This window comes from Moraxella sp. CTOTU48717, assembly GCF_032057165.1.
Taxonomy (GTDB): domain Bacteria; phylum Pseudomonadota; class Gammaproteobacteria; order Pseudomonadales; family Moraxellaceae; genus Faucicola; species Faucicola tetraodonis.
In genome coordinates this window covers 1-26440 of the sequence record NZ_DAMBBC010000023.1, presented here as the reverse complement: position 1 = coordinate 26440, position 26440 = coordinate 1, and the positions used below count along the sequence as shown (strand labels likewise).

At 43.9% G+C, this 26440-nt stretch carries 14 protein-coding genes, 1 tRNA gene, 1 pseudogene and 1 CRISPR repeat array; of the genes and pseudogenes, 9 read left to right on the top strand and 7 right to left on the bottom strand.

Features of this window, described 5'->3' with window-relative positions:
- Window positions 1–191 precede the first annotated feature (191 nt).
- The 5 genes from RT084_RS11135 (at window position 192) to RT084_RS11115 (ending at window position 7135) form a co-directional block, all read left to right on the top strand.
- Window positions 192–2381: a GGDEF/EAL domain-containing response regulator gene (locus tag RT084_RS11135; protein ID WP_313100063.1), complete on the top strand. Its 2190-nt coding sequence runs from the start codon at window positions 192–194 to the stop codon at window positions 2379–2381.
- A 42-nt stretch (window positions 2382–2423) separates the two neighbouring features.
- On the top strand, window positions 2424–2864 hold the full coding sequence (locus RT084_RS11130) for a c-type cytochrome (RefSeq protein ID WP_312385326.1): 441 nt from the start codon (window positions 2424–2426) through the stop codon (window positions 2862–2864).
- Between the two features lie 125 nt (window positions 2865–2989).
- Window positions 2990–3949 carry an AAA family ATPase gene (locus RT084_RS11125; RefSeq protein WP_312385325.1) on the top strand — a complete coding sequence of 320 codons (960 nt, stop codon included), beginning with the start codon at window positions 2990–2992 and terminating at the stop codon, window positions 3947–3949.
- A 106-nt stretch (window positions 3950–4055) separates the two neighbouring features.
- Complete coding sequence (locus tag RT084_RS11120; RefSeq protein ID WP_312385323.1) at window positions 4056–5072, top strand: DUF58 domain-containing protein; 1017 nt, start codon at window positions 4056–4058, stop codon at window positions 5070–5072.
- Window positions 5069–7135, top strand: coding sequence for a transglutaminase TgpA family protein (locus RT084_RS11115; protein WP_312385321.1), 2067 nt, complete (start codon window positions 5069–5071; stop codon window positions 7133–7135). Before RT084_RS11120 ends, RT084_RS11115 begins: the two co-directional genes overlap by 4 nt.
- A gap of 109 nt (window positions 7136–7244) precedes the next feature.
- Here RT084_RS11115 and RT084_RS11110 read toward each other — a convergent pair whose 3' ends face one another.
- On the bottom strand, window positions 7245–11144 hold the full coding sequence (locus tag RT084_RS11110; RefSeq protein ID WP_313100060.1) for a restriction endonuclease subunit S: 3900 nt from the start codon (window positions 11142–11144) through the stop codon (window positions 7245–7247).
- Window positions 11145–11161: 17 nt separating this feature from the next.
- Window positions 11162–14929 carry a methionine synthase gene (metH, locus tag RT084_RS11105; protein ID WP_312385318.1) on the bottom strand — a complete coding sequence of 1256 codons (3768 nt, stop codon included), beginning with the start codon at window positions 14927–14929 and terminating at the stop codon, window positions 11162–11164.
- A 275-nt stretch (window positions 14930–15204) separates the two neighbouring features.
- Here metH and RT084_RS11100 point away from each other — a divergent pair, with 275 nt between their 5' ends.
- Window positions 15205–16446 carry an NnrS family protein gene (locus RT084_RS11100; RefSeq protein WP_312385316.1) on the top strand — a complete coding sequence of 414 codons (1242 nt, stop codon included), beginning with the start codon at window positions 15205–15207 and terminating at the stop codon, window positions 16444–16446.
- A 1-nt stretch (window position 16447) separates the two neighbouring features.
- Here the strand turns inward: RT084_RS11100 and RT084_RS11095 are convergent, their stop codons facing one another.
- Complete coding sequence (locus RT084_RS11095; protein ID WP_312385313.1) at window positions 16448–16951, bottom strand: hypothetical protein; 504 nt, start codon at window positions 16949–16951, stop codon at window positions 16448–16450.
- A gap of 57 nt (window positions 16952–17008) precedes the next feature.
- Here RT084_RS11095 and ppk2 point away from each other — a divergent pair, with 57 nt between their 5' ends.
- Entirely contained in the window at window positions 17009–18022 is a 1014-nt protein-coding gene (ppk2, locus tag RT084_RS11090) for a polyphosphate kinase 2 (protein WP_312385312.1), read from the top strand.
- 93 nt (window positions 18023–18115) lie between these two features.
- Here ppk2 and RT084_RS11085 read toward each other — a convergent pair whose 3' ends face one another.
- The 4 genes from RT084_RS11085 to RT084_RS11070 all read right to left on the bottom strand — a co-directional run bounded on the left by RT084_RS11085 (window position 18116) and on the right by RT084_RS11070 (window position 21241).
- Entirely contained in the window at window positions 18116–19558 is a 1443-nt protein-coding gene (locus RT084_RS11085; protein WP_312385310.1) for an ATP-binding protein, read from the bottom strand.
- A gap of 34 nt (window positions 19559–19592) precedes the next feature.
- Window positions 19593–20270 carry a response regulator gene (locus RT084_RS11080; protein ID WP_007117116.1) on the bottom strand — a complete coding sequence of 226 codons (678 nt, stop codon included), beginning with the start codon at window positions 20268–20270 and terminating at the stop codon, window positions 19593–19595.
- 43 nt (window positions 20271–20313) lie between these two features.
- On the bottom strand, window positions 20314–20853 hold the full coding sequence (locus RT084_RS11075) for a cytochrome b/b6 domain-containing protein (protein WP_312385309.1): 540 nt from the start codon (window positions 20851–20853) through the stop codon (window positions 20314–20316).
- A 112-nt stretch (window positions 20854–20965) separates the two neighbouring features.
- A complete protein-coding gene (locus tag RT084_RS11070) occupies window positions 20966–21241 on the bottom strand; it encodes a PepSY domain-containing protein (RefSeq protein WP_007117114.1) in 276 nt (91 codons plus the stop codon).
- 223 nt (window positions 21242–21464) lie between these two features.
- Here RT084_RS11070 and RT084_RS11065 point away from each other — a divergent pair.
- Together RT084_RS11065 and RT084_RS11060 are read left to right on the top strand one after the other, a co-directional pair.
- Window positions 21465–21541 (top strand) — tRNA-Val (locus RT084_RS11065).
- Window positions 21542–21852: 311 nt separating this feature from the next.
- Window positions 21853–26208: direct repeats of the CRISPR family, unit length 28 nt; unit sequence TTTCTAAGCCGCCTATGTGGCGGTGAAT.
- 125 nt (window positions 26209–26333) lie between these two features.
- Window positions 26334–26440 (top strand): annotated as a pseudogene (locus RT084_RS11060) (IS5/IS1182 family transposase); the annotation flags it as partial.

The following is a 26440-nucleotide window of genomic DNA, read 5'->3' as shown; positions in this document are numbered from 1 at the left end:
CCATTTTAACTCTAACTCATTAAAAATAAAAGATTTTCATATCCTTGTAGCCGTTTTGAAAGATTAATCATATAATAAGAAATTGAATCTAATATTATAAATAATTTATCAAACAGTTCGCTTATAATAGCTTGCACATGGCTCTATAAACCAAGCGTTAATGGGCAAGCGTTTAATGGGATAGTGAATCGATGCAAAAACACAACCAACTCAATCTGTTAATCATTGATGATAACCAGCTGTATGCCGAGCAGTTGGTTGGGTTATTAGAAAAACATTATTATAGACAGGTTAATTTAGGATTTTTGGATGCCAAAGACGAGCTGATAAAGTTATTGCGCCAGTCTTGGGACATTATTTTGATGGGGAATGCGTATGATTTATCGTTTAAAGACGTCAAAGAGATTTTAAAAGCCCACGATGCTCACATCCCCGTCATCGCTCTGTTGTCTGATGATGCTACTCATTACCCAGAGGCATTAACTGCCAATGAGCAAGCCCAGACCCAGCTTGTTAGCGACCCTGATAAAACCCATAAGTTATTACCTTTATATACCTATTGGGGTGCAGCGGATGCTTTGCGCAAAAATAAGTTACTGCGCATGGCCATTCGTATCTGCCGTGAACACGAGCATCATAAACTAGGGCGCGAGCTTGAGCGGCTAAAAATGGTGTTGAGCGATGCCGAACAGCGTGCCAATATTCTTATCAAAAACTCCAAGAGTGCAGTGGCTTATATTGAAGATGGTTTACATATTTATGCCAATGAGCCCTATCTTGAAATGTTTGGGGTTAAAACGCTCGATGAACTGATGGGGGTGCCGGTCGTTGACTTGATTGCGAGCAATAATATCCAAGATTTCAAAACGTTTTTAAAAGACTTTGAAAAAGGCAACCGTACAAACGTCGAATTTGAATTTGAAAGTGTGAGAAAAGATAATACCACCTTCGCCGCTAAACTGCAGTTAGCGGCTGCTACCTATGACGGTCAGCCGTGCCTACAAGTCATTATCCAGCCCAATGAACAAGCCAATAGTGCTGAGCTTGCCAAAAAACTTGAGGCGATGGAACGCATTGACTCAATCACAGGGCTATTTAATCGTCATGGTTTTGAAAGACTGTTTAACCGACTGCGTGACGTGATTGTTGAGAACAACCTATCGGTGGGTTTGATGGCGCTACGCGTCGATAATATTGGTAAAATCCATGCCAGTGTGGGGATTGAAGGAATTGATGGGGTGGTGGTTGCCGTTGCCAATATTCTTGAGCAACATCTTACTGAGATTATTGGGGTAGAGCGGGTGAAAAATGGCTATTTGAGCCGTTTTAATGATAGCATGTTTATGCTGATTGTCCCTAATATGCGGCAACAAGATTTGACAGCATTGGGACAAAAATTGGTTGCCGATATTAATAGCACCATTATTGAAATTGGTCATCGTACGGTTAAAACCACAGTAACAATTGGTGCAACCTTAGTCAACGCCAGTGCACCTGATACCAATAGTATTATTAACCGTGTCATCCAAGCCGTCGGCATGGCAGCCAAAGCCAATAAAGACAGTAACGACGATAAAGATTTATTCTATCTATATGACCCAAGTAGTTTTGCCAGCAGTGATGACAGTGCGCTGTACGAATCGCTACGTGATGCCCTAGAACACAGCAAATTTAAATTATTATATCAGCCGATTTATGACGTTGAAAACGATGTCAGTAACATGTTTGAGGTGTTTTTACGCCTGCCCCTGGCAGATGGCAGCTTAATGGCACCTGATAAATTCTTAGAAGTGGCGACCCGACATCAGTTGATGGATAAAATCGACCGTTGGGTGTTAATTCAAGCCTGTAAAGATTTAAAACGTTACCGTCATGAGGTCGATGCCAGTACCCGATTATTAGTGCATTTAAGCCAGATATCACTAGCAGATGCCACCTTGCCAAGCTTTATGAGTCGATTGATGCAAGCGTTAGAGACCAGCGAGCAAGGGATATTGACCTTACAGTTTAATGAGACCATGGTAATGGATCATCTGGCGGTGGCAGCCAAACAAAGTAATGCGCTTAACCAAATAGGTTGTCACCTAGGTATCTATAACTTTGGCTCAGCAGTCAATGCGATGGAAGTATTAGAATTTGTCAAACCACAGCTGGTACGACTCGATCGCAGCTATATCAAAGATTTGAGCAACAATGACAATGTCAATACCGTGGCAACGGTGGTGCGCGAAATCACTGAGCGCGGCTCCAGTTGTTTGATGCCCTTTATTGAAGACCCTGCCGCCATGTCAGCGGCGTGGACAGTCGGTGCGCGTTATTTGCAAGGGGCATATTTGCAAAAAGCGAGTGACACCATGCACATCGAGAATGAAACCAGCTAAATCCAAGCGCTGAATTTATAAAGTAAAAACGAGTTAGCCAAAATGCACCAAACAATCATTCATAAATCAAACCGATTGCCTATGCTAGGATTGGGTCTTTGTATCGTCATTGCGACAGGTTGTCAACATCAGCCACCCGCCGAGCGCCCAGCGGTTACCTTGCCCGTTTATAGCCAAGGGGATGCCGATAACGGTAAAAAGCAATACGAAGAAGCCTGTCTAAAATGCCACAAGCTACAGCCAGGAAATAACGAGAAAGGCCCACAATTGCTGCGTATTTATGGGGCAAAATCCGCCTTGTTAACCGATTATCAATACACAGACGCACTGAAAAACAGCAATATGACGTGGACAGCGGAAAATTTGGATAAATATATCGCCGATCCAAAACAAACTATCGCAGGAACGCGTATGCGTTCTGACCCGATTGCTGATGCCAAAGTCCGCCAAGATATTATTGCTTATATTTCGACGCTTCGTTAAATTGCTTTGTGGCTATGCCTTATCCACAATGATTTCGCTAGGGCAGTGGCAGCCTATGCCTTTTAGTGATATTTTTAGTTAACATGATTGATAAACAACATTTAAACCTTTAAAGGATAGACCACATGGTGATGGGTAACTTAGACAATCAGCCGTTACAACAACGATTGCAAGCCATGTTAGTGAGTATTAATGAGATCGTGTTGGATAAACCTGAGGTAGTGAAGTTGGCGGTCGCTTGTTTGTTAGCCAACGGTCATTTACTGCTTCAAGATTTACCAGGAATGGGTAAAACCACGCTAGCGCACGCGATTGCCAACCATTTGGGGTTATCGTTTAATCGGGTACAATTTACCAGCGATATGCTACCTGCCGATATTTTAGGAATTTCGCTGTATAAAACCGATACTGGCACGTTTGAATTTAAGCCAGGTCCGATATTTTGTCAGTTGTTACTTGCCGATGAAATTAATCGCTCAAGCCCAAAAACCCAATCTGCCCTGTTAGAGGCGATGGAAGAGCGGCAAGTGTCGCAAGATGGGGTAACACGAAAACTCCCTGAACCTTTTTTTGTGATTGCTACCCAAAACCCGACGCAGCAATCGGGTGTGTTTATTTTACCTGAGTCACAGCTCGATCGGTTTTTGATGTGTTTATCGCTGGGTTATCCCTCAGTTAATGCAGAGCGAGAGTTGCTACTGGGTAAAGATAGACGTCAAATGCTGAGTCAAATTACCCCGATGTTAGATACCCAGTCATTGCAGCAGGCACAAGCGCAAGCCAAAGATATATATATCGCAGATGTTGTGATTGACTACTTACAGCGATTGGTAGCAAAAACGCGTGAGAGCCGAGACTATCATGGTCTATCTACCCGTGGTGTCCTAGCGCTCAAGCAAGCGGCACAAGCCTTTGCTTATTTGGGTGGCTACAATGAAGTGACGCCAGAAGATATCCAAGCGGTATTTGCTGCCGTCGTCGATCATCGCTTGGGGCAAGCTTTTATACCATTTAATCATTTGGGCGGTGAGCAGCCGCAATCGATTGCGACCCAGTTGTTACGCCAAGTGCCGGTACTGGTGTAAACCATGATGTATCATGATGTATAAAGTATTTTAGCGTTAAAAACTTTCTCATTGCTGTATTTTTATTATCCGATTAAATTATCCCAATTAAGAGCCCGCGCCTATCATGTTTGCCATTCGCCAGCGACTTGAAAACTACTTGCAAACATGGTTTAAGCGTCGAGCGCCGATTAGCCGCGACATCACCCTCAACCTGCGCAACGTATATATTTTTTTGAGTAAAGAAGGATTGCTGTACGCTTTTTTACTCATCATTACCTTTGTCGCAGGGATTAATTATGCCAATAATTTGGTATTGGGTTTGTGCTTTTTGCTAGGTAGTCTACTCGTGGTGACCATCCATTATACCTTTGCCCACTTGGCAGGGTTACAAATCAAACTGGTGGATATCAGCGATACACAAGTGGGTGGCAAGGTGCAAGTGCGATTGCAAATTAGTAGTGAGTCAAGGCAGCCGCATCGGCAAATTCGGTTAAGTTTTGCCAACAATGCCTTCGATTTTAAACAGCCGATACATCGCAAACCCAATGCACAGTCCGCACCAAATGGTTGGCTGTTGGTCAGTCAAATACAAGCGCCGCAACAGGTGAGCTTATGGTTAACAGCCGACAAACGCGGCAAATTTGTGTTACCCAGACTCACGGTGACTACCGTATATCCCTTAGGGATTTTGCAAGCTTGGTCGTATGTGTTTTTTGAAGGACACGCGTGGGTGTATCCTGCGCCACTGAGCTATGAGATGAAAGCCAGTCAGTTTGTGCCATCCGATGATGAGCAAACCGCTGCCTTACACACCCAAGCAGGGCAGGAAGATTTTGACCAGTTGGATAATTATGTCCCAGGGGAATCATTGGCGCGTATTTCGTGGGCGCATGTCGCGCGCGGGCAAGGACTCATGTCAAAACGTTTTGTGGAGAGTGTGGGGCAGCAGCAATTACTTGATTACTATCAAATGCCTGCGGTAACGCATGAAGAAAAACTCAGCCAGCTGCGCTACGGGGTGGAGAGTTTGAGCCAGAGCCAAATCGCTTTTCAATTGCGACTGCCTGATGGTGAAGGCGCAATAGGTGAAGGACAAGCATTTCGTCAGCAATGTTTGCTAAGATTGGCAAAAACGCCATGAGTCGCCCTAACGCAAATCGTCCTAGCTTAACCTTATCTCAGCGCCTAAACCAAATCTCGGCGACTCAGTGGATATTGCTGTCTCAACTGTTGATTGTGGCTTTTCACGTCAAAAATTTACCCATTTGGCTATCGGTGTATGCCTTTTTTATTATCATCTTTCAATTGCAACCCCTGCGACGTTGGTTGCCTAACGCTTTGTATCGTCCGCGCTCATTACAGTTGATACAGTACACAGGATTCATTGCAAGTTTGGTGGGGCTGTATTTGACCTATCGTACCGCCTTTGGATTGGATATCGGTATCGCGTTTTTGCTATTGTGTGCCGTCAGTAAGCTACTTGAATTGCATACCAGGCGTGATGGCTATGTGGTGCTGAGTTTATCACTGTTTGTATTGGCAGGGCTGCTCTTAATCAACCAAGATTTGATGACAACGCTACAAGTGGCGATTGGCACGATGGTCGTGCTGTTTGCCATGATTGCGCAAAATGATGATGGTACAGGACGCTACCGCACGCTTGGCTTGTTGGTCGGTCAAGCCATTCCTTTGACCATTATTCTGTTTTTATTTTTCCCTCGATTGCCGCCGCTATGGTCGGTGCATTTGAGCGGCGCGCAAGCAAAGACGGGCATGTCAGATAGTATGTCACCGGGCGATTTTGCCAACCTCAGTCAATCGACTGAATTGGCGTTTCGGGTGGAATTTGGCAATCAGCAGCCAAGCCAACAAAATTTATATTGGCGCGGTTTGGTATTTTCTGATTTTGATGGCACCACCTGGCGAGCCAATCCTAGCACCTCGCTTTGGACGCCCGATCAGCCGTTTGCTGATTGGTTGTTGCCGACGTTGAAGCTCAGTAAACGCTTTACCTTAGCCGTTATCCCTGACTATCGGGTGATTTTGGAGCAGACGGGACAAAATTGGTTGTTTGGGCTTGATTATCCGATAACCAACCAACAAGGCATTGGGCTGACGTCGGATTTTACCCTGCGGTATTGGGACACTGTCAATCAGCGGTTTACTTATCAAGTGCATTGGTTAGATGATGCGCCTATCAATTTAGCCTTATCTACTCAGCAACGTCAGGTCAATTTGGCATTGCCAGCAGGCGGTAATCCGCAAAGTCGCCAATTTGCCCAGCGACTCTATCACCAAGCAGGCGATGACCCGATTGCTTATACCAACGCCATCGCCCAGTGGATGCGTAGCCAGCAGTTTCGCTACACCTTATCACCCCCTGCCTTGGGTAGTAATCGCATCGATGATTTTTTATTTGCTACCCGTGCAGGGTTTTGTGAGCATTATGCGTCAAGTTTTACTTACCTCATGCGAGCGGCAGGTGTGCCGGCTCGGGTGGTAGCCGGGTATCAAGGTGGGCGGTTAGGGCGTGATGGCAAAAGCTGGGAAGTACGGCAAATGGATGCCCATGCATGGAGCGAGATTTGGGTGCAAGGGCGCGGCTGGGTGCGTGTAGATCCTACGGGCTTTGTCGCACCCAATCGGGTCGAGCAGGGTATGGACACTGTCACCCAAGACGCTGGCGCAAAAATGTTTGGTGAGGGCGTGGCAGGGCAAATTAGCTATCAGCAGTTTCAAATGCTGCAGCAAGCGCGCCGCTTGTTTGACCAAGCTAGCTACTATTGGCAACGCGATGTGGTCGGCTATGACCAAGACCGCCAGCGGTCATCGCTGTTTAAATGGCTCAATATCCAATCTGTCTATCAGCAAGTGATGGTGATGTTTGTCACCCTTGTGAGCGTCCTTGCGTTATTGGGATTGTGGCTGTGGTGGCGCCGCCGCCGGGTGTGGGATAAGCATGATTGGATTATGGTACAGTTATCCAATCGCTTGGCAAAAAAAGACAAAACGCTTGCAAGGCAGGATAGTGAAGGGGTGTTGGCTTGGCTTACTCGACTTGAGCCAAAAGTCACCGATAAGGCAGCCCTTCAAGCACTTGCCGCGCTATATCGACAAATCCGCTATCAGCAGCCTACGGATAACAAACAGTCCATGCGGCAATTAGACAATTTGGCGAAAACCATCGCGCTAAAAAAACATTAATATTCAATATTTGCTCGTTGTCACCATTGATTATGCGATTGAGCAATAATTTATGCGATATTGTCTATAAAATAGGGAGCGAGAAAAAATCGTTACCCCCTTTTTATAGTTAAAGATAAGATTCGATTATCACCCGTTTTTTATCATGTGCTTCATTGATAACGTTTTGTAAATCTTTAATTTGATTTTCAAAAATGATAACTTGCTCAACGACTGCATTTTGAATATCTATACTAGGGAAAGATAGCGTTAAGTTTTTAATGCGTTCAATTGAAGCTCGATGACTTCTTGAGAATCGCTCTCTTTGACCTGCTTGATAAAGTAGCCATGTTAAAAATTTTGGGTTGATTTCATCGGTTTTAGTTCGAATATAGCCACAATGGTCAGTGGGGTAAAATTTGTATTTTTTAGGTAAGTAGTTAGTCATCCAATCGCCATCAATACCCCATAATACGGAAGGTAATTCAAAGTTGTCAATTAAGCTATCATTGATGTAACCAAAGATATCGAAAACATTGGCACTATAGACAGGCAGATAGCCGTCTTTTGCTTGCTCTTCAATTTGGCTAGCAAGAACTCGTTTGCCGATTCCTATTTCAAAGTCTTCATTATTGCTCAGTCGTTTTGCTGTGCTTGTATTATTAAGGCTGTTAGTAAATAGTTGGTTAATTTGTTGATTCGCTTGGTCAATGGCTTGTCGGGCTTTATTAACTTCATCATCTATTAGTTGGCACTCATCAATGATTTTTTGTTGGATATCAATTGGTGGTAAAGGAATTTTGAAGTTTTTAATCGTATCTTGGGAAAGATTTAATCTAGCCGTTCCCATTCTTACACTAAGTAAATTATCTAACTGAGTTGCAAGATAATGGTAAAGGTATTTTGGCAAACAATTCTCTTTAGGAATCATACCGCAAACTGCTTGATTGCTACTTGCTTCAAAACCTAGAAGTCCGACTTGCCCCGCCGTTGCACCATACATAGCTAAAAGAACAGTATCTTTTGGAAAAATTTTTGCTGATGAGTTCTCTAATCCAAGCTCGGTAATATAATTCTCAGTGCTAGTTATTAAACCTTGTCGAACTTCACCGCTATTTATCCAAGGTATTGTACCTTTATAATAAAAAGCCTCATTATCAGATTTAGGTGTGCCACCTGACGATGTCTCTGCAATATCAGAAATTCTAACAATTTGCCATTTTGTATCAATATTAAAATTAGTTTTTGGCGTTAAACTTAAAGCTTTATTAAAATCTACAATCGAAAAATCAAGCATATCAATCAATCTTACCTGCGTGACAAAATCTTTCAAAGATTCTGGAATTTCCACAGGGTTTTTGAGAAAATTCTCACGAATCAAGTAATTGATTTTTTCAGGATTATCATTATTTTTTGGGTCATATAAGGGCGTATTAATCGAATTTAAACTAAACATATTCTGCAAAATTCGACTATCTTCATCTTCAACCTCGCTTGCATTTTCTTCATCTACTGTTTCTAATACAGGCAAATCAATGACACCGCCAAGATACTTAATCCCTTCATTGCCTTTGGCACTACTCCATTCATATCCTAAAAACTTTTTCATCTCTTTATTTGTGCTTGGGCTTTTGACAATCAAAACAGGTTGCGGATTGGTGCTAGCCAACACAAAATAATACAATTTATCTTTTTCAACTTTTTGCAAATAATTGACAAACCGTTTTAATAATTCATATTTTTTTTCAGTTTCGGATTTTTGCTTAAATAGTTTTGATTTTTTCAGATTTTTGATTTCTGTCGATTTATCAAATGTAGATTGATAAGCAGTGAAGTATTCTGTTGTGAGCAAATCATCATTGGGCTGACCTTGTAATAGCGTATTATAGTCCTCGAAATTCAAATCCAAATGTTCACAATACTCACGAATAAAATGCTCATCAGCATAGATAGTTGAGTTTTGTGGATTTTCAAACGGATTAAACCAATCATTCACTCGCTGACGATAATGATTGGCTTGAGTTGGGTCTGCCACCATTTTACGGCGTAAAAATAGTGTGACTGTATTAGTCCCAGTTTTACCAAATGTACCTGAGCCAAACTCTGCAATCGCCACGATATCAAAATTTTCTAATAGAATCTCACGGGTAGCGACATACACGTTTTTACTTTGGCTAGTACTATTGGCTTTGCCTTTTGATAAAATAGATGAGGGGACAATGATACCCGCAACCCCATCTGTTTTGAGTAGTTGTTCTGCACGTTCGATAAAAAAAGTTTCTATAGCGTTATTAACGTCAAAGCTTTTTTCTTCAATGCTATTAATTAAACGGTATTGCCTACGGTCCGTGGGTGATAATGTATCTAAAAATCCTTTTACGCTGTAGGGTGGATTGGCAACGAGAATATGATAAGTATGATGTTTGATATCATCATTTTTTGCCAAAGCATCTGCATAAACAATTTGAATATCATCTTGCCCATACATAAATGCTGATACTTTTGCCACTTTTGAAAGTCGATATTCTTTTTCGATACCGACGGTTTGAGCATAAAATTCGCTAGGCATATGTTCGCTCTTTGTTTGCTCAAGTAACTGTTTAACTTCGGTTGCGTATTCATTAAGAAAATGTCCAGCACCACACGCATAATCAATGGCTTTGGGGATATCATCGCTGTTATGAATGACATCAGCTAAAGGCAAAGACTTGAGGATAAATTTCACAATTGGCATGGGTGTGAAAAATTGCCCCTCAGATTGTTTGACACCTTGGTCTAAAAAGCCCTCAAACATATCGCCTAAAAACTGATTTTCTTGCTCGGTGGTTAGGCGAATATCTTGTAGCATTTGTACCATTTTTAACAAGACAGCTGAGTTTTGTTGAAACAGTTTTTGGTTATGAACGTCGATAAAGGCAAAGTCATTATTGGTAAAAAATTTAAGCTTACGGAACATTTCTCGAATGGCTTTTTGTGTTTCGTTCGGATCGTTTTTATAAAATCGAAAAGCTTGCTCGACGTCCGTATCTTTGATATAGGTGACTTCTTCGCCTAAAAATTGAAGCATCCCGATTTGGTACAAAGCTTGTAAGCGGTCTTGCAAATCAAAAGGATTGTCATAACTAATCCCTTTCCAATAAAAATGTAATTTATCTGGGTTATTTTTTTCATCAACAATTTTACATAAAAATAAATTTACCAATTTATCAAAAGCATTTTCTCGCCCCGATACGTTGTGTTGACGTAGAATAGTTGCAAACTGATGATATTTGCCCTGAATATCTTGACTTGAGACTACTGCTAAATCTTGCAAATTATATTCAGTTTTGCCAATTTGATAAGCTTGCAAACCTGCTTCAAATAAGCCCTTAGTGGCAAAATCCTGTTGATAAGTTTGTTTCCAAGCTTGATAAATCATTTCAACGGTACGGGTTTTGGCTTCCCTAAATGTCAAAATTGACGCATCACTATCCTGCTCAAGCGTTGCCACCAATTCATCATTGTCTTTTAGAGAAATTAGATAATATTTAGCTTGAACATTACTATCAACTAAGTCTGAGGCGTATAAGCTGACAAATTGGGTTGTACCTTCTTGCTGAACGTAGCTCAATAACTGCCCGCCATCTTGCAAGGTTTTTGCCCATGCTTTATTAAATTCTGTTCCCGCCGTTTTGCATTCAATGATTAACAAAGCATTGTTGCTGTTATCTTTTACCAAAATATCAGCTCTGCCACCACTTGCCCCATGACCCAATTGCCATCTTGGCTCAAGTTCTATGTGCTCAGGTTTATACCCTTGATTGAGCAAACGATGCACACATTCAAAAACAACGAAATTCTCTTTTTGTGAAAAGTTGCAAGTTTGCCTTTCGTTAATCGTCATACCCTTATCTTCAGGGTAAATAAGGGTATTGTTATTGAAGTCTGCAGTTAAAAAAACTTGATTGTTAAAAGACTTAGTAAAAATATTATTTGTTTCAGTAAATCCTAGATAAATTAGGACTTGTTTAAAATTATCAGGGTCAATCATAAAGCTCACTCTTTAACTTATAAATTCGGATTTAGCCACTTTTCTGCTGTAGCTTTATCCCAGCCTTTACGCGCTGCATAATCTTCAAGCTGGTCTTGACTGATTTTACCGACATTAAAATAATCACTCTCTGGGTGGCTATAATAAAACCCACTCACGCTAGACGCAGGGTACATGGCATAGCTTTCTGTCAAATACGTCCCAATGGCATTGGTGGTATCAAGCCAGTCAAACAGCTTGCCTTTTTCGGTGTGGTCAGGGCAGGCAGGATAACCCGGCGCAGGGCGAATGCCGACATATTTTTCTTTGATGAGTTCATCATTGGTTAGGCTTTCATTCGCTTGATAGCCCCAATACTGTTTACGAATCAACTCATGCAAATGCTCAGCAAATGCTTCAGCAAAGCGGTCGCAAAGCGCCTGTACCATGATGGCACTATAATCATCACCTTTGGCTTTATAGTCATTGGCAAGTGCTTCTGCGCCAAACAATGACACGGTAAAACCACCGAGATAATCGGTTTTTTCAGGACTGATAAAATCCGCTAGGCTGTAATTAGGTTTACCACTGGCTTTATCAGACTGCTGGCGTAAATGCTCAAAGGTATGCGTGACATTGCCTTGGTCGTCTAGTACCTGCACCGTGTCTGAGCTTGGGCGTTGGGCAGGGCTTAGTCTAAACACCGCTTTAGCTGTGACCAATTTTTCCTTGATTAATTTGTCAATCATGGCTTGGGCATTGGCAAATAAGTCTTTGGCTTCCTCCCCGACGATGCTATCATCAAAGATTTTGGGATATTTACCGACCAATCCCCAAGAGATAAAGAAAGGTGTCCAGTCGATATAAGGCAATAAATTTTGTAACGGATAATCGTCCAAAATAACTTGTCCTAATTGGTTGGGCTTAGGGGGCGTGTAGTTCGCCCAGTCGTATTGGAAACCTTGTTCAATCGATTCCGCATATGATAGCTTCGCCGCTTTGGGTTGGCGATTGGCAAGACGTTCACGGACTTCGCCATACTCTTGACGCAGCTCACTGATAAAATCGACGCGTTTTTCTTTGGATAGTAAAGTCGTCGCTACGCCCACTGCGCGGCTGGCATCGGCAACATAGACAACCGCATCGTTTTGATAGTTGGGCTCGATTTTTACCGCGGTATGGGCTTTTGAAGTCGTTGCACCGCCAATCAGTAAGGGTAGATTAAAGCCTTGCTCCTGCATTTGTTTGGCGACGTACACCATTTCATCAAGGCTTGGGGTAATCAAGCCTGACAAGCCGATGATATCGACGTTTTCATCTTTGGCGACTTGTAGGATTTTTTCACAAGGCACCATCACGCCTAAGTCGATGATGTCATAGCCATTACAGCCAAGCACTACGCCAACGATGTTTTTGCCGATGTCATGCACATCGCCTTTCACCGTTGCCATGAGTACTTTGCCTTTGGTTTCGCCTGCAACTTTTTCTTTTTCGATATACGGATTAAGCCATGCCACCGCTTGCTTCATCACACGGGCGGATTTTACCACTTGCGGTAGGAACATTTTGCCTGCCCCAAACAAGTCACCGACCACGTTCATACCGTCCATCAAAGGTCCTTCGATGACGTCTAAGGGACGCGAGAATTTTAGCCGTGCTTCTTCAGTGTCTTCATTGATATAAGTGGTTACCCCTTTAACTAACGCATGTTCAATGCGTTTTTCGACGGGCAATTCACGCCATGACAAATCGACGGTGCTGTCTTTTTTCTTACCGCTCAAATAGTTTTCTGCCACTTGCATCAAATGGTCGGTGGCGTCTTGACCTGACTCGCCTTGGTTGCGGTTCAAAATCACGTCTTCAATAGCATTTCTAGCGTCTGGCTCGATATCGTCATACAGCTCTAGCATGGCGGGGTTGACAATCCCCATGGTCATGCCGTTTTTGATAGCGTGGTACAAGAACACGGCGTGAATGGCTTCACGAATGGGATTGCCACGAAATGAGAACGACACATTGGACACACCACCTGATACCATGGCGTTGGGCAAATTATCGGTAATCCATCGGGTGGCATTGATAAAGTCTAAGCCGTAATTGTTATGCTCTTCAATCCCCGTGGCGACGGCAAAAATATTGGGGTCAAAGATGATATCTTCACTCGGAAAACCGATTTCATCAACCAAAATATCGTATGAGCGTTTGCAGATTTCGATTTTACGCTCAAAACTGTCCGCCTGTCCGTCTTCATCGAACGCCATGACGATAATCGCCGCCCCATAACGCTGACATAGCTTGGCTTTTTCCACAAACTCTGTCTTGCCTTCTTTTAACGAGATCGAATTGACCACAGATTTGCCTTGCGTGCATTTAAGACCCGCTTCGATGATGTCCCATTTTGACGAATCAATCATCAGCGGTACACGGCTGATATCTGGCTCACTGGCGACCAAATTGACAAAGTGAATCATCGCCGCCTTGCTATCTAGCATGGCTTCATCCATGTTGATATCAACGACTTGGGCGCCGCCTTCGACTTGGTCACGAGCCACGTCCAGCGCTTCGGTGTATTCTTCGTTTTTGATGAGACGCAAAAATTTCTTTGAACCTGTGACATTGGTACGTTCACCGACATTGACAAACAGGCTGTCACGGGTGATGTTGAATGCTTCGAGTCCCGACAACCGGCAAGCTGGCTTGTAGTCTGGCAGCTGGCGTGGGGCAAAGGGTGACGTCATCTCGACAATTTTGGCGATATGTTTGGGGGTGGTACCACAGCAACCGCCCACGATATTGACCAAGCCAGATTTGGCATAGTCGGCAACCATGGTGGCAGTTTGTTCAGGGGTTTCGTCATATTCGCCAAACTCGTTGGGCAAGCCTGCATTGGGGTGAGCGGACACAAAAGTTTCGCACACATCCGACAAGGTTTTGATATGCGGCTTTAGCGCATCTGCGCCCAGCGCACAGTTAAACCCAATCGAAATCGGCTTGGCGTGGCGGATTGAATTATAAAATGCTTCGGCAGTTTGCCCCGACAGCGTACGTCCCGACGCATCGGTAATGGTGCCCGAAATCATAATCGGCAATTCAAACCCAATGGTCTCGAACACGCCCGTCACCGCAAAAATCGCTGCTTTGGCGTTTAGGGTATCGAACACGGTTTCTATCAAGATAATGTCCGCACCGCCTTCAATCAAAGCGTAAGTCGCCTCAGTGTAGTTATCAACCAGTTCATCGAAGGTGACGTTACGAAAGGCGGGGTCATTGACATCGGGTGAAATCGAGCAAGTGCGAGAGGTGGGACCAATCACGCCTGCCACAAACCGAGGTTTTTCTGGGTTTATCGCAGTGACTTCATCACACACTTGACGGGCGAGGGCGGCGGCGGATTTGTTAATCTCATAAACGAGATTTTCCATGCCGTAGTCTGCCATCGAAATTTGCGTGCCATTAAAACTGTTGGTTTCAATGATATCTGCGCCTGCCTCAAGATACGAGCGGTGAATATCACGGATGATATGCGGCTGGGTCAGTACCAATAAGTCATTGTTGCCTTTGACGTCACGTCCAAAATTGGCAAATCGCTCACCACGGTAGTCTGCCTCGATGAGTTTATAGTTTTGGATTTCTGTCCCCATCGCCCCGTCAAGGAACAAAATCCGCTGTTTTAACAGGTCAGCTAAACGCGCTTTATTGGTCGCTTGTATGGCTTTGAACGGAAAGCTGGCAGGGGGTGTAAGTTGAAAATTGGTTGGGTCGTGGGGTTTGTGACTGGTAGGTGCGTTACTGGTGCTGATACTCATCGAAAGGCTTGTCCTGATTCAAATTGTCATAGGTATCTGTTAATAAGTCGATTATAACATTTTGTCGCCGCTCAATCGTTAGATTTGTGGAATAACCTGTTGAATGAAAATTTTAGCTAAAACCTAATTTGTGTATAAAAGCATGAGGCAGAGAGAATGAAAATAGCGTTAATCTTTAATATGTAGATTAACGGCTATTCTCATATACACTTTGCTATAATATATATTTTAAATACATGTTAAAACGATGGTTGCCCTAATAAGTGAGCATAGCCATGCAACAAATCAGATTACCTAACAAACCCCCTTATTCTCCCCATCCTGTACTCAATTTAGGCTTTCGCATTTTCTTTTTAGGTGCAGCAGTGTTTGCGATTTTGACGATGCTGAAATGGGCATACATAACGTTTGCCACACGGTTTGAGTTTGATGGTACGCATCAGATGATGCCGTTTTACTGGCACGGTCATGAGATGTTGTATGGTTACGCACTGGCAGTGATTGCAGGGTTTTTGTTGACCGCCGTGAAAGCTTGGACTCAGCAGTCTATGCCTTACGGTTATAAGTTGTTGGTAATTTTTGTACCTTGGGCGTTGGCTCGAGTGTTATTTTTGGCCAACGGCATCAATATCAACACCGGCACGCTGATAGCGGCTGCGAGTGATATCATATTTTGGTTATTAACCGCCTCTTTTGTTATCTTACCGATTTATCGCGTTCGGCAAAAACGTCAAATCGGTATCGTGGCTAAGTTGCTTTTATTATTCATCGGACAGGTTTGGTTTTATGTTGCGCTATTTACCCAAAACAATAATGGCATGCATATGACCCTGTTATTTGGGTTGTATTTGATTGTTGGCGTGGTGCTTACCATCGGTAGACGCGTGATGCCAATGTTTATTGAGCGTGGGATAGCTACGGGTGGGGAAGTACGACAGAAAGTTAAAAATTCTGATTTGCTGGATCGGCTCAGTCTGTTAGGATTTTTTGCCTTTATGCTGAGTGATGTGTTTCTAACGGGCTATCGTTGGGCAGTGTGTGCCAGCGGTACGGCAGCGCTAGTCATTGCGATCAGCAATTTAATACGACTTAAAAACTGGTATTTGCCAGAAATTTGGTCAAAACCACTACTGTGGTCACTTTGGCTAAGCTTTTTTGGTATGGTGATTGGGTTTTTCCTATTTGTATTAGTCCCTTTTGGTATCATCAATCACAGCTTAGCGCTGCATGCCGTTGTGATATCAGGTATTGGGCTAATGACACTGGCAATGATGTCGCGGGTGTCTTTGGGTCATACCGGACGCAATATCCATCAGCCGCCCAAAACCGTTACTGTCATTTTTATTAGCATGACGATGGCTTGGTTGGCGAGGGCGGTATTGGGTTGGATACTGCCTGATTATTACTTTGCTACGCTGGCAATGGCTCAAGCGTTTTGGATTGTCGCCTTCTTGGTATTTGTAGCGAGTTATGCGCCTATCTTAACTTTGCCAAGAACAGATAAATTATTTGGTTAGTTTATTTAACGGTAAACTGCTCATCAGCTATGGCAACTTTGGGTGGCTCGATATAAGGTAACACAGCGCCACGGCAACTTTCTCTACTATTTTTAGTCGCAGCAAGCAGCTTTAAGCGCGCCAAATACTGGGCTTTTAACGCATTAAAGCTTTGTTTATCCACACCCGATGTATTTAAGGCGGTTAATTCAGCCGTAGCTACCCAGCGGTCAACAGTATTATAGTGCTCGCGAGAATGGCGCCAACCAAACTCACAAAATTCTGCTTCTGCCCAAATAAGTTTGACTTCACTATCGGCTACTGTTTTGACGAGCGGGGTAAACGCAGGCGTTTGTTTAATGGTCAACAGACTTGCCCAAAGATCGGGACGCTGTAAACCTGATGTAGGCGGAATGTCTGCTGTCAAAGGCAGTTTGTCAACTTGGTTGGTTTTTAACGCCTCAACAATACTTAATGCTTCAGCCAGCGCAGATAAGCTGATGTTTTTAACCTTTTGTATCATCATACCTTCATAATTTTGTCATATTATCAGCATTTTTAATGCTCATTAGAGAACGTCAATATGCCAAATAATCAGCCCACTGCACATAGCAACCTCACTATCAGCGATCATATTACCGATATGCTTGATGACTTACCCCAATCACATTTTTTAAATGATGAAACCCTCAAAAACAATGATAGACTGCGTCAACAAATGCATGACGACTTGATTGACAGCTATGATGAAGAGATTGAGTCCGAAATGGACGACTACATCCAAGATTTACGGTATGACGGGCAGCCGTTAACCGACAGCCAAAAAATCGCTCGCCATATTTATTTTAATGAATTGATTCGTCTGCAAAAAGAATTGATCAAATTGCAAGATTGGGTAGTGGCAACGGGTGAGCGCATCGTTGTCATCTTTGAAGGTCGCGACTCAGCGGGTAAAGGCGGTGCTATCAAACGTATCACCCAACGGCTCAATCCGCGTGTCTGCCGTGTGGCCGCCCTGCCTGCACCCAATGACCGAGAAAAAACCCAATGGTATTTTCAGCGCTATGTCGCGCACCTGCCAGCGGCGGGCGAGATTGTGTTATTTGACCGCAGTTGGTACAACCGTGCAGGGGTTGAGCGAGTGATGGGATTTTGTACTGACGCGCAATACGAAGAGTTTTTTGAGTCAGTGCCAGAATTTGAGCGTATGTTGGTGCGCTCGGGGATTCGCTTAATCAAATATTGGTTTTCTATTTCAGATGACGAGCAAGAATCACGCTTTATGAGCCGTATTTATGACCCGCTCAAACAGTGGAAACTCTCGCCGATGGATTTAGAATCGCGTCGCCGCTGGGAGGATTATACCAAAGCCAAGGAAGTGATGTTTGAACGCACCCATATTCCAGAAGCTCGTTGGTGGGTGGTTGAGGGGGATGATAAGAAAAAAGCGCGGCTAAACTGCATCAACCATCTGCTCTCACAAATTCCCTACCAAGAAATACAACGGGATGAAGTGGTATTGCCAGAACGCGAGCATCACGACAATTACCAACGTGAGCCTATCGCTGAAGATATGTATGTGCCCAACGTGTACTAATTTTTTTAGTTTACTCCCACAAAAAGGATACGCTATGTATCCTTTTTTAAATGCCCCCTGTTGTTGGTAAAGTAAGCTTCAGCAGTGGGCAAGTCAGCGCTTAAAGAGACTGACTTGAAAACCGCAAATCTGCCCATCGTGTTCTAGGTTCTGTAGGGTAATTTGCAAACCATGCAGCTCAGCGATACGGCGCACAATCGACAGACCCAAGCCACTACCAATCTCAGCTTGACCTGCGGGACGAAAAAACCGCTCTGATAGCCGAGCAAGGTCGATAGGTGCAACCCCGTTGCCATTGTCGATGACTGAAATCACCTCGCTATCTAACACTAACCGAATCGTGGTATGGTCAGGGCTATAGCGAATGGCATTGTCCAATAGGTTACGCAGCAAAATGCCGATTAACGTGGCGTTACCTGTCAAAGGCAAAATAGCTTTGGCATCCACTAACACATCACGGCGTAATTGGCTGTTTTTTTCGCGGGCACGACGGTTGACTTCTGAGAGGATATCATTGGATAGGGCTATCCAATCAATCGGTGCAAAGGTCTGCGGGTCGAGCCCTTGCTGTGGCGCCAGTTTTGCCAAAATCAGCAATTGTTCGACCAGTCGATTGGCGCGCTCATTACTATGACTGATTTGTCGGCAGTGACTCAGGAGGGCATCGGTTTGACTATCGGTTAAATTGGCTTGCAAAATGGTTTGTTGTAGTACATCGGTCTGTAGTTTGATGGCAGTGAGCGGGCTGCGTAATTCATGAGAGGCATCTGCGGTAAAGCGTTTTTCACGCTCAAGGGTATCCGCGACTTTATCAAATAACTCATTAAGCGCGTTTAGCAAGGGTTGAATTTCTAATGGTGTATCGACCGATAATGGGGTTTTATCTTCAGGGCTGCGAGTGCTCAACAAGTCACTAATCCGTTTAAGTGGAACAAACCCTCGTCGCACTGACAGCCATGTCAGCATAATCAATAGCAGCACCCCAATCAGCGAGGGAACGAGTTGAATGGTTAATGATTTATAGATAATCTCTTGACGCGAATTAAGGTTTTGCCCGATAGCGATGAGATGGTTGGTAGCGTCGTCATGCGCATAAAACAGGCGCCACGAGTGACTAAAGGGATTGAGCTCTTGATAGGCACTGTTGTTTTCCAAAAACCCATGTTGTTTGGGCAAAAATGTAAAATGCTGACCGTCTTTATCAGCCATCAGTAATTTACCGTTTTGATCCCAAATCGCAAAACCCATATAGTCTTCTTCGGCATCCCCTAAATCGCCTGATAGCAAGCCATTTTCAAGATTTAAAATTTTAGGCTCATTGGCAGGGTTGGTGAGATGAAGTTTAACGTCTTGAGAAATACCAATCAGATAGCGGGCTAATTGGGTGATTTGGGTGTCATTGATTTCGTTGATTTCGTGCGAAAGCCGCCATACCGATATGAGGGTAATCGATAGCCAAATAATCGGTAGTCCGATGAGCAGGGAATTGAGTAGCTGCCTTTGGATACTATAAGCTTTTTGGGTGGTAGGGGTCATAATGGTAACAGCTTAAAGCAGGATATCGGGGGAATCATTCAGGGCGCTGCAAGGCAGGATTGAGATAATAGCCAATACCACGCCGAGTGAGGATAAAATCATTGCCGAGTTTTTTTCGCAGGTTATGAATATGTACCTCAATCGCATTGCTTTCAATATCTTGCTGCCAACCGTATAGCTTATCCTCAAGGCTGGCACGGCTATGTACCAAATTGGGATAGCTGATAAACTGCTCAAGGACAGTGATTTCTTTGGCAGTCAAATCCACCCATTTGCCTTGATAAAAAACTTGCTGCTGCTGTGGCAAATAGCTGACATCCCCATAACGGATTTCGGTTTGACTGCGCCCTTGGCTACGGCGAATCAAAGCCTGCAAACGGGCAACCACTTCATCTAAAGCAAAGGGTTTGACCAAATAATCGTCTGCGCCAGCATTGAGACCTGCCACGCGGTTGGCAATGGCATCACGCGCCGTAATAATCAAGACAGGCGTGTCAATCTTTTGCTGTCGCCAATTGGCTAAAATGGTCATTCCATCACCACGTGGCAAGGTCAAATCCAATAACACGGCATCAAACACCCCTTCATGAATGGCCATTTCACCGAGTTTGGCATCAGCAAACCAATCCACCATCATGTTTTGTTGGCTCAAGCCTTTGACAATGCCATCGGCAATGGTGGCATCATCTTCAATCAGTAAAATTCGGGTCATGAGAGTCTTCCGTAGGTTTTATCTTATTTTTTAGCAAAGGTATTTATTGAACGGTTTTTTCACCCGTTATCATCGATTTTACCAAGTTTTGCTGTTGTAGTCTTCCCATTATAATCGCGGCTGCCACGTGTAAAGGGACTAGTACCCAAAGACTATTGGCTAAAAATTCGTGAATCGCTTGGATGCTATCTTCTCCCCAAAATTGGTCGGTGGTTTGCAGATAGCCTGTGACCCCCAGCGCGATAATAACGGCCCACAGCGCAAACATCATCAGCGCACCCAACGGATTGTGACCCAGATGATCTTGAAATTTATGCTGCTTGATGTCGGTCATATGCTCGCGAATGCGGGTTGGGGTAGGGAAAAAATTACTAAATCTGGCGTATTGGCTACCCACCAATCCCCAAATCAAACGAGACACTACCAGCGCCACGACGACATAACCTATGTACTCATGCACATCACTACCACCTTCAGTGACGATAAGGTTGGCAAAAATACCCGCAGCGACTGCCCAATGAGTGATGCGCACCCAAATATCCCAGACTTTGATGGTTTGTGCAGATTGTGGTTGTGGTAACATTGTTATTTTCCATTGTCTAAAATATCAACACGGCTAAGTTAGCCGTGTGAAGGCATAACATTGGCAAACCTACCTCAAATTGCGTTGGTTGGACGGTTTGCTTATCCTATCATTAGTCGATTTCTGATTTAACGATTTTGCCGTCTTTGGTATCGAAGTACATTTCGACTTTTTTTCCACCTTTGCTTTTGCCATACATCTCAAAGCAGTTGCCATCAGTTTTGAATTTTTTGATAGTAAAGCCATGTTTTTCTAGTGCTTTTTGAAAATCGGCTTGCGGGATTTGTTCGTTTTTTGGGTGTGCTTGGCAGTTGGCTTCGGCAAATGCGCTGCTAGCTGATAACATAGCGAGTGCCAATAAGCCTGAAGTAATTAATGATTTTTTCATAATGCCATCCTAAGTTTTTGATAAAGTTGTCAGGTCACGGGATAAGGTTGATACTGAGGTATATCCGAGTGGCTGAGTGTATTGAAACAACCTAACCTTAACGAAAACTTAGCTGAAGATGGCGCAATAAAAATTGAAGCGAAAAATTAAAACCACTTGCAAAAGCGAAATTTTTTGGTAAAATGGCACTCCTACTTACGCAAGTAGGTTGTTAGACCCTTTTAGGCATATAGCTCAGTTGGTTAGAGCACCACCTTGACATGGTGGGGGTCGTCTGTTCGAGTCAGATTATGCCTACCATATTCCAAAAGCCCCAGTCGATTGATTGGGGCTTTTTTATTGCAGTGATATCAAGTGTTTACGTGGTTTTTCGAGAGTTGAAATTTTGACCACTTTTGTGATTTTGGGCACCTTTTTTACTACAGAAATTGAATGGTGACCAAAAGGTGACCATTTGGTGACCACGCATTTTTTTAAGACTTTTAATTTCACACCCACTTGTTTTTGGTCACTTTAGTAAAAATAAATAAACTTCACTGTTTTACTAATTAAGACTCAGCCGCCTGTGTGGCGGTGAAGAAGGGGAAAAGCTGCAAGCCTACTATCAAAGCTTTCTAAGCCGCCTGTGTGGCGGTGAAGTGTGTTTGTCATTGTTGCATTTGACACAGGACTTTCTAAGCCGCCTGTGTGGCGGTGAAGGCACCAAATGAACGCTAAGACCACGGCAGGGCTTTCTAAGCCGCCTATGTGGCGGTGAAGTGTTGTTTACTCGATTAGTTTTCTTTTACGGTTTTCTAAGCCGCCTATGTGGCGGTGAAGGCATGATTAAAGCTCATACAAACACACTCCAGTTTCTAAGCCGCCTGTGTGGCGGTGAATCGCTGGGAGTGTACCTTTATGTCACGCTGGTTTTTCTAAGCCGCCTGTATGGCGGTGAATCCTGTTAACCTCCGAAAGGGGGTTTTTTTATATTTCTAAGCCGCCTGTGTGGCGGTGAATTGTTTAATTGTTTCATGTTGTGTTTTCCTATTTTTCTAAGCCGCCTATGTGGCGGTGAATAATTGCTCGGCATACACGGTCGCAACGTCACGTTTCTAAGCCGCCTATGTGGCGGTGAATTTTGTTGATTTTATTGGGGTATACCCCCTATGTTTCTAAGCCGCCTATGTGGCGGTGAATTCGAGTGGATTGGACAAACCTAGAAAGTTATCTTTCTAAGCCGCCTATGTGGCGGTGAATCCATCTCGTCGATAGAGTAGGGGCAACCTTTGTTTCTAAGCCGCCTATGTGGCGGTGAATGCGCTGGGGAACTTCCAAACGCTCACCATACTTTTCTAAGCCGCCTATGTGGCGGTGAATTTACGCTTAATTATTGGCTATCTACTGCGCTTTTTCTAAGCCGCCTATGTGGCGGTGAATCGTTGGCTCGCAAATTGAGCGTGAAGGACACATTTCTAAGCCGCCTATGTGGCGGTGAATTGTTGCCTGACATGGTGGATATGCACCAATACTTTCTAAGCCGCCTATGTGGCGGTGAATAAGTTGGCTTGACGACGCTCATATTCAGCTTTTTTCTAAGCCGCCTATGTGGCGGTGAATAAGATGGCGGTTACTGGCGTTTTGACTGTGCAATTTCTAAGCCGCCTATGTGGCGGTGAATAGTATCCTCACGCAACATGAAGAAGATAGACTTTTCTAAGCCGCCTATGTGGCGGTGAATGTTTACTAATGTGAACTAATAAATTCCACAAATTTCTAAGCCGCCTATGTGGCGGTGAATGCGTCTGCCCTGCGGCTGTCAGGTCAATCAGTTTTCTAAGCCGCCTATGTGGCGGTGAATATTAAGGATAAATTTGACGCGGTTATCACTTGTTTCTAAGCCGCCTATGTGGCGGTGAATGTTTACTAATGTGAACTAATAAATTCCACAAATTTCTAAGCCGCCTATGTGGCGGTGAATGCTGTAAGCGGTTTTCAACATACGACTAGCACTTTCTAAGCCGCCTATGTGGCGGTGAATACCAAGTCAGTCGTTGAGACCGATGGCAAGCCTTTCTAAGCCGCCTATGTGGCGGTGAATGATTGCAAACTTGCCGAGCCGTTTGCCGTGTTTTTCTAAGCCGCCTATGTGGCGGTGAATGTCCTGCAACTCCCTCAACGTCTTTGTCTGTTTTTCTAAGCCGCCTATGTGGCGGTGAATGCTATCGGTTAAGGTCTGGACTACCGCTAGACTTTCTAAGCCGCCTATGTGGCGGTGAATACCATGTTTTATCGGAATTGAGTGATTTAACATTTCTAAGCCGCCTATGTGGCGGTGAATCGTAATTACTTTATGCCTGTACTGCTTTTGCAATTTCTAAGCCGCCTATGTGGCGGTGAATATTTGAGAGTAAGGCGAAGGCTGCTTACGAGTTTTCTAAGCCGCCTATGTGGCGGTGAATCGAGTTTGGGCGGTTGCTTAGGGTCTTTTTCATTTCTAAGCCGCCTATGTGGCGGTGAATTTTGGATCATGTCGCCCTTATCCCAACACGATTTTCTAAGCCGCCTATGTGGCGGTGAATTGTATGGTGACCGCAGGGGTTAACAGGGTTGCTTTCTAAGCCGCCTATGTGGCGGTGAATCAGAAATCTGCAATTCATGAATTTTACCAGCATTTCTAAGCCGCCTATGTGGCGGTGAATGCGACTGGTCATGCCAACAGGTTAAAGCCAGTTTTCTAAGCCGCCTATGTGGCGGTGAATTGTACCAGGTAGCTACTTGTATCAAGGTCTATTTTCTAAGCCGCCTATGTGGCGGTGAATTTGAAAGAAGGCTACAAAATAAGCAAGGCGATTTTTCTAAGCCGCCTATGTGGCGGTGAATGTCCTGCAACTCCCTCAACGTCTTTGTCTGTTTTTCTAAGCCGCCTATGTGGCGGTGAATAATCATGGTTATTGATGACTTTCAATACATCATTTTCTAAGCCGCCTATGTGGCGGTGAATATAGTCTTGGTCTTTATTCTTCACCTTCTGCAATTTCTAAGCCGCCTATGTGGCGGTGAATTACGTTGGAACCCACCTGAGATGCGATACGTATTTCTAAGCCGCCTATGTGGCGGTGAATTTGAAGCAGCGACAAGGCGCGATTGGAATGTTTTTCTAAGCCGCCTATGTGGCGGTGAATTTCTAGAGTAGCAGGGCACAATTCGTCTTTATTTTCTAAGCCGCCTATGTGGCGGTGAATATGCTCTACAACATCAATGTTATTGTCGTAGTTTTCTAAGCCGCCTATGTGGCGGTGAATAAAGACAAAGTTTGCTTATGACAATTTACCTGATTTCTAAGCCGCCTATGTGGCGGTGAATAGTGGCGCAATGGTTGGTGTGTTTATCAGCAATTTCTAAGCCGCCTATGTGGCGGTGAATAAGCCCAGAACAGTAATAAAATAGATATGTCTTTTCTAAGCCGCCTATGTGGCGGTGAATTTTAGGGTTTTTAACTAGAAACAAATCTTTGTTTTCTAAGCCGCCTATGTGGCGGTGAATCAGCTAAAACCTTCTGAGCGCGTCCCCGCATTTTTCTAAGCCGCCTATGTGGCGGTGAATATGTTAAAGAAAACGAAATATTGTTAAAAGAATTTCTAAGCCGCCTATGTGGCGGTGAATGTGATAAAGTCGGTGATAAAGTCGATGCGGCTTTTCTAAGCCGCCTATGTGGCGGTGAATGTAAAGGAAAAAAGCCAAGTGATAGCCTAATTTTTCTAAGCCGCCTATGTGGCGGTGAATCTGATAGCCGTATTCGTGCGTTATTACAAACTTTTCTAAGCCGCCTATGTGGCGGTGAATGCGGGTATTTGCCCGATGTTTGACTTGAAAAATTTCTAAGCCGCCTATGTGGCGGTGAATAAAGAAGGTAAATCTAAACAAGTATCACAATATTTCTAAGCCGCCTATGTGGCGGTGAAGAAATTCAAACGCAGTTTAACCCACTTTTTTATATTTCTAAGCCGCCTATGTGGCGGTGAAGTTTACGTTGCCAAACCGTTTTTGGGTGTGCTTTTTCTAAGCCGCCTATGTGGCGGTGAAGTGCCAGCTAATCAAACTCAAGACTTGATTACTTTTCTAAGCCGCCTATGTGGCGGTGAAGCAAGGACGGTTGGAAAGGTCATTTGCACTCTTTTTCTAAGCCGCCTATGTGGCGGTGAAGTTTCTACAGTGCGTTGAGCTTCACGACCCATATTTCTAAGCCGCCTATGTGGCGGTGAAGCCAACTTTTGAGACAATAGGACTTTTTGCAACTTTCTAAGCCGCCTATGTGGCGGTGAAGACACCGCGCAAGTGAATACATGGATTTTCTTTTTTCTAAGCCGCCTATGTGGCGGTGAAGCAGATACACGAGTAAGTATAACGATTGATACTTTTCTAAGCCGCCTATGTGGCGGTGAAGTTTGATTGAAGCCCTGTTAGTTGCTGCTAATATTTCTAAGCCGCCTATGTGGCGGTGAAGCCAACGAGATAAAAATCATAATCGGTTGTCATTTTCTAAGCCGCCTATGTGGCGGTGAAGAGCAAATGATTTCAGCAATCGCAAATTGGGAATTTCTAAGCCGCCTATGTGGCGGTGAAGGCGCAATACCAGTTAATTGAGAGATAGCAAGCTTTCTAAGCCGCCTATGTGGCGGTGAAGTTTGGTCGTAATACACAGATGATGCAACTTGATTTCTAAGCCGCCTATGTGGCGGTGAAGCCAATGATAATTACACGATTAACTCCACGCATTTTCTAAGCCGCCTATGTGGCGGTGAAGAGCAAGGTTGTCGAAGTCAAAGAAGACAGCAATTTCTAAGCCGCCTATGTGGCGGTGAAGATATTCTTCGCTTTGCAAAAGGTCGCGGATTTTTTCTAAGCCGCCTATGTGGCGGTGAAGTTTTCCCCCTTAGAACTCCCAGCTTTTTTATAGTTTCTAAGCCGCCTATGTGGCGGTGAAGCGGATGGGGGAATATTAGGTTGTGTTGAACATTTAATATACAAAAGGACATAATGAGGAAATTTTGATAAAAAAATAGCGAAACAGTAAACTTTAAGCTCTGACCCAAAAAGAAGACTGTTCGCTATGCCTCGTCTTATGCTAAATAATCAACACTGGAAGAAGCTAAAACCCATTCTACAAGAAATTGGCATCTATGACTATGCTAATTTAAGAAAGACCGTAGAAGGGAT

Coding starts and splice junctions, on each gene's coding strand:
- RT084_RS11080 (WP_007117116.1), bottom strand. CDS start 20,270: ATGACCCGAATTTTACTGATTGAAGATGATGCCACCATTGCCGATGGC.
- metH (WP_312385318.1), bottom strand. CDS start 14,929: ATGAGTATCAGCACCAGTAACGCACCTACCAGTCACAAACCCCACGAC.
- ppk2 (WP_312385312.1), top strand. CDS start 17,009: ATGCCAAATAATCAGCCCACTGCACATAGCAACCTCACTATCAGCGAT.
- RT084_RS11135 (WP_313100063.1), top strand. CDS start 192: ATGCAAAAACACAACCAACTCAATCTGTTAATCATTGATGATAACCAG.
- RT084_RS11100 (WP_312385316.1), top strand. CDS start 15,205: ATGCAACAAATCAGATTACCTAACAAACCCCCTTATTCTCCCCATCCT.
- RT084_RS11130 (WP_312385326.1), top strand. CDS start 2,424: ATGCACCAAACAATCATTCATAAATCAAACCGATTGCCTATGCTAGGA.
- RT084_RS11070 (WP_007117114.1), bottom strand. CDS start 21,241: ATGAAAAAATCATTAATTACTTCAGGCTTATTGGCACTCGCTATGTTA.
- RT084_RS11125 (WP_312385325.1), top strand. CDS start 2,990: ATGGTGATGGGTAACTTAGACAATCAGCCGTTACAACAACGATTGCAA.
- RT084_RS11095 (WP_312385313.1), bottom strand. CDS start 16,951: ATGATGATACAAAAGGTTAAAAACATCAGCTTATCTGCGCTGGCTGAA.
- RT084_RS11120 (WP_312385323.1), top strand. CDS start 4,056: ATGTTTGCCATTCGCCAGCGACTTGAAAACTACTTGCAAACATGGTTT.
- RT084_RS11085 (WP_312385310.1), bottom strand. CDS start 19,558: ATGACCCCTACCACCCAAAAAGCTTATAGTATCCAAAGGCAGCTACTC.
- RT084_RS11110 (WP_313100060.1), bottom strand. CDS start 11,144: ATGATTGACCCTGATAATTTTAAACAAGTCCTAATTTATCTAGGATTT.
- RT084_RS11075 (WP_312385309.1), bottom strand. CDS start 20,853: ATGTTACCACAACCACAATCTGCACAAACCATCAAAGTCTGGGATATT.
- RT084_RS11115 (WP_312385321.1), top strand. CDS start 5,069: ATGAGTCGCCCTAACGCAAATCGTCCTAGCTTAACCTTATCTCAGCGC.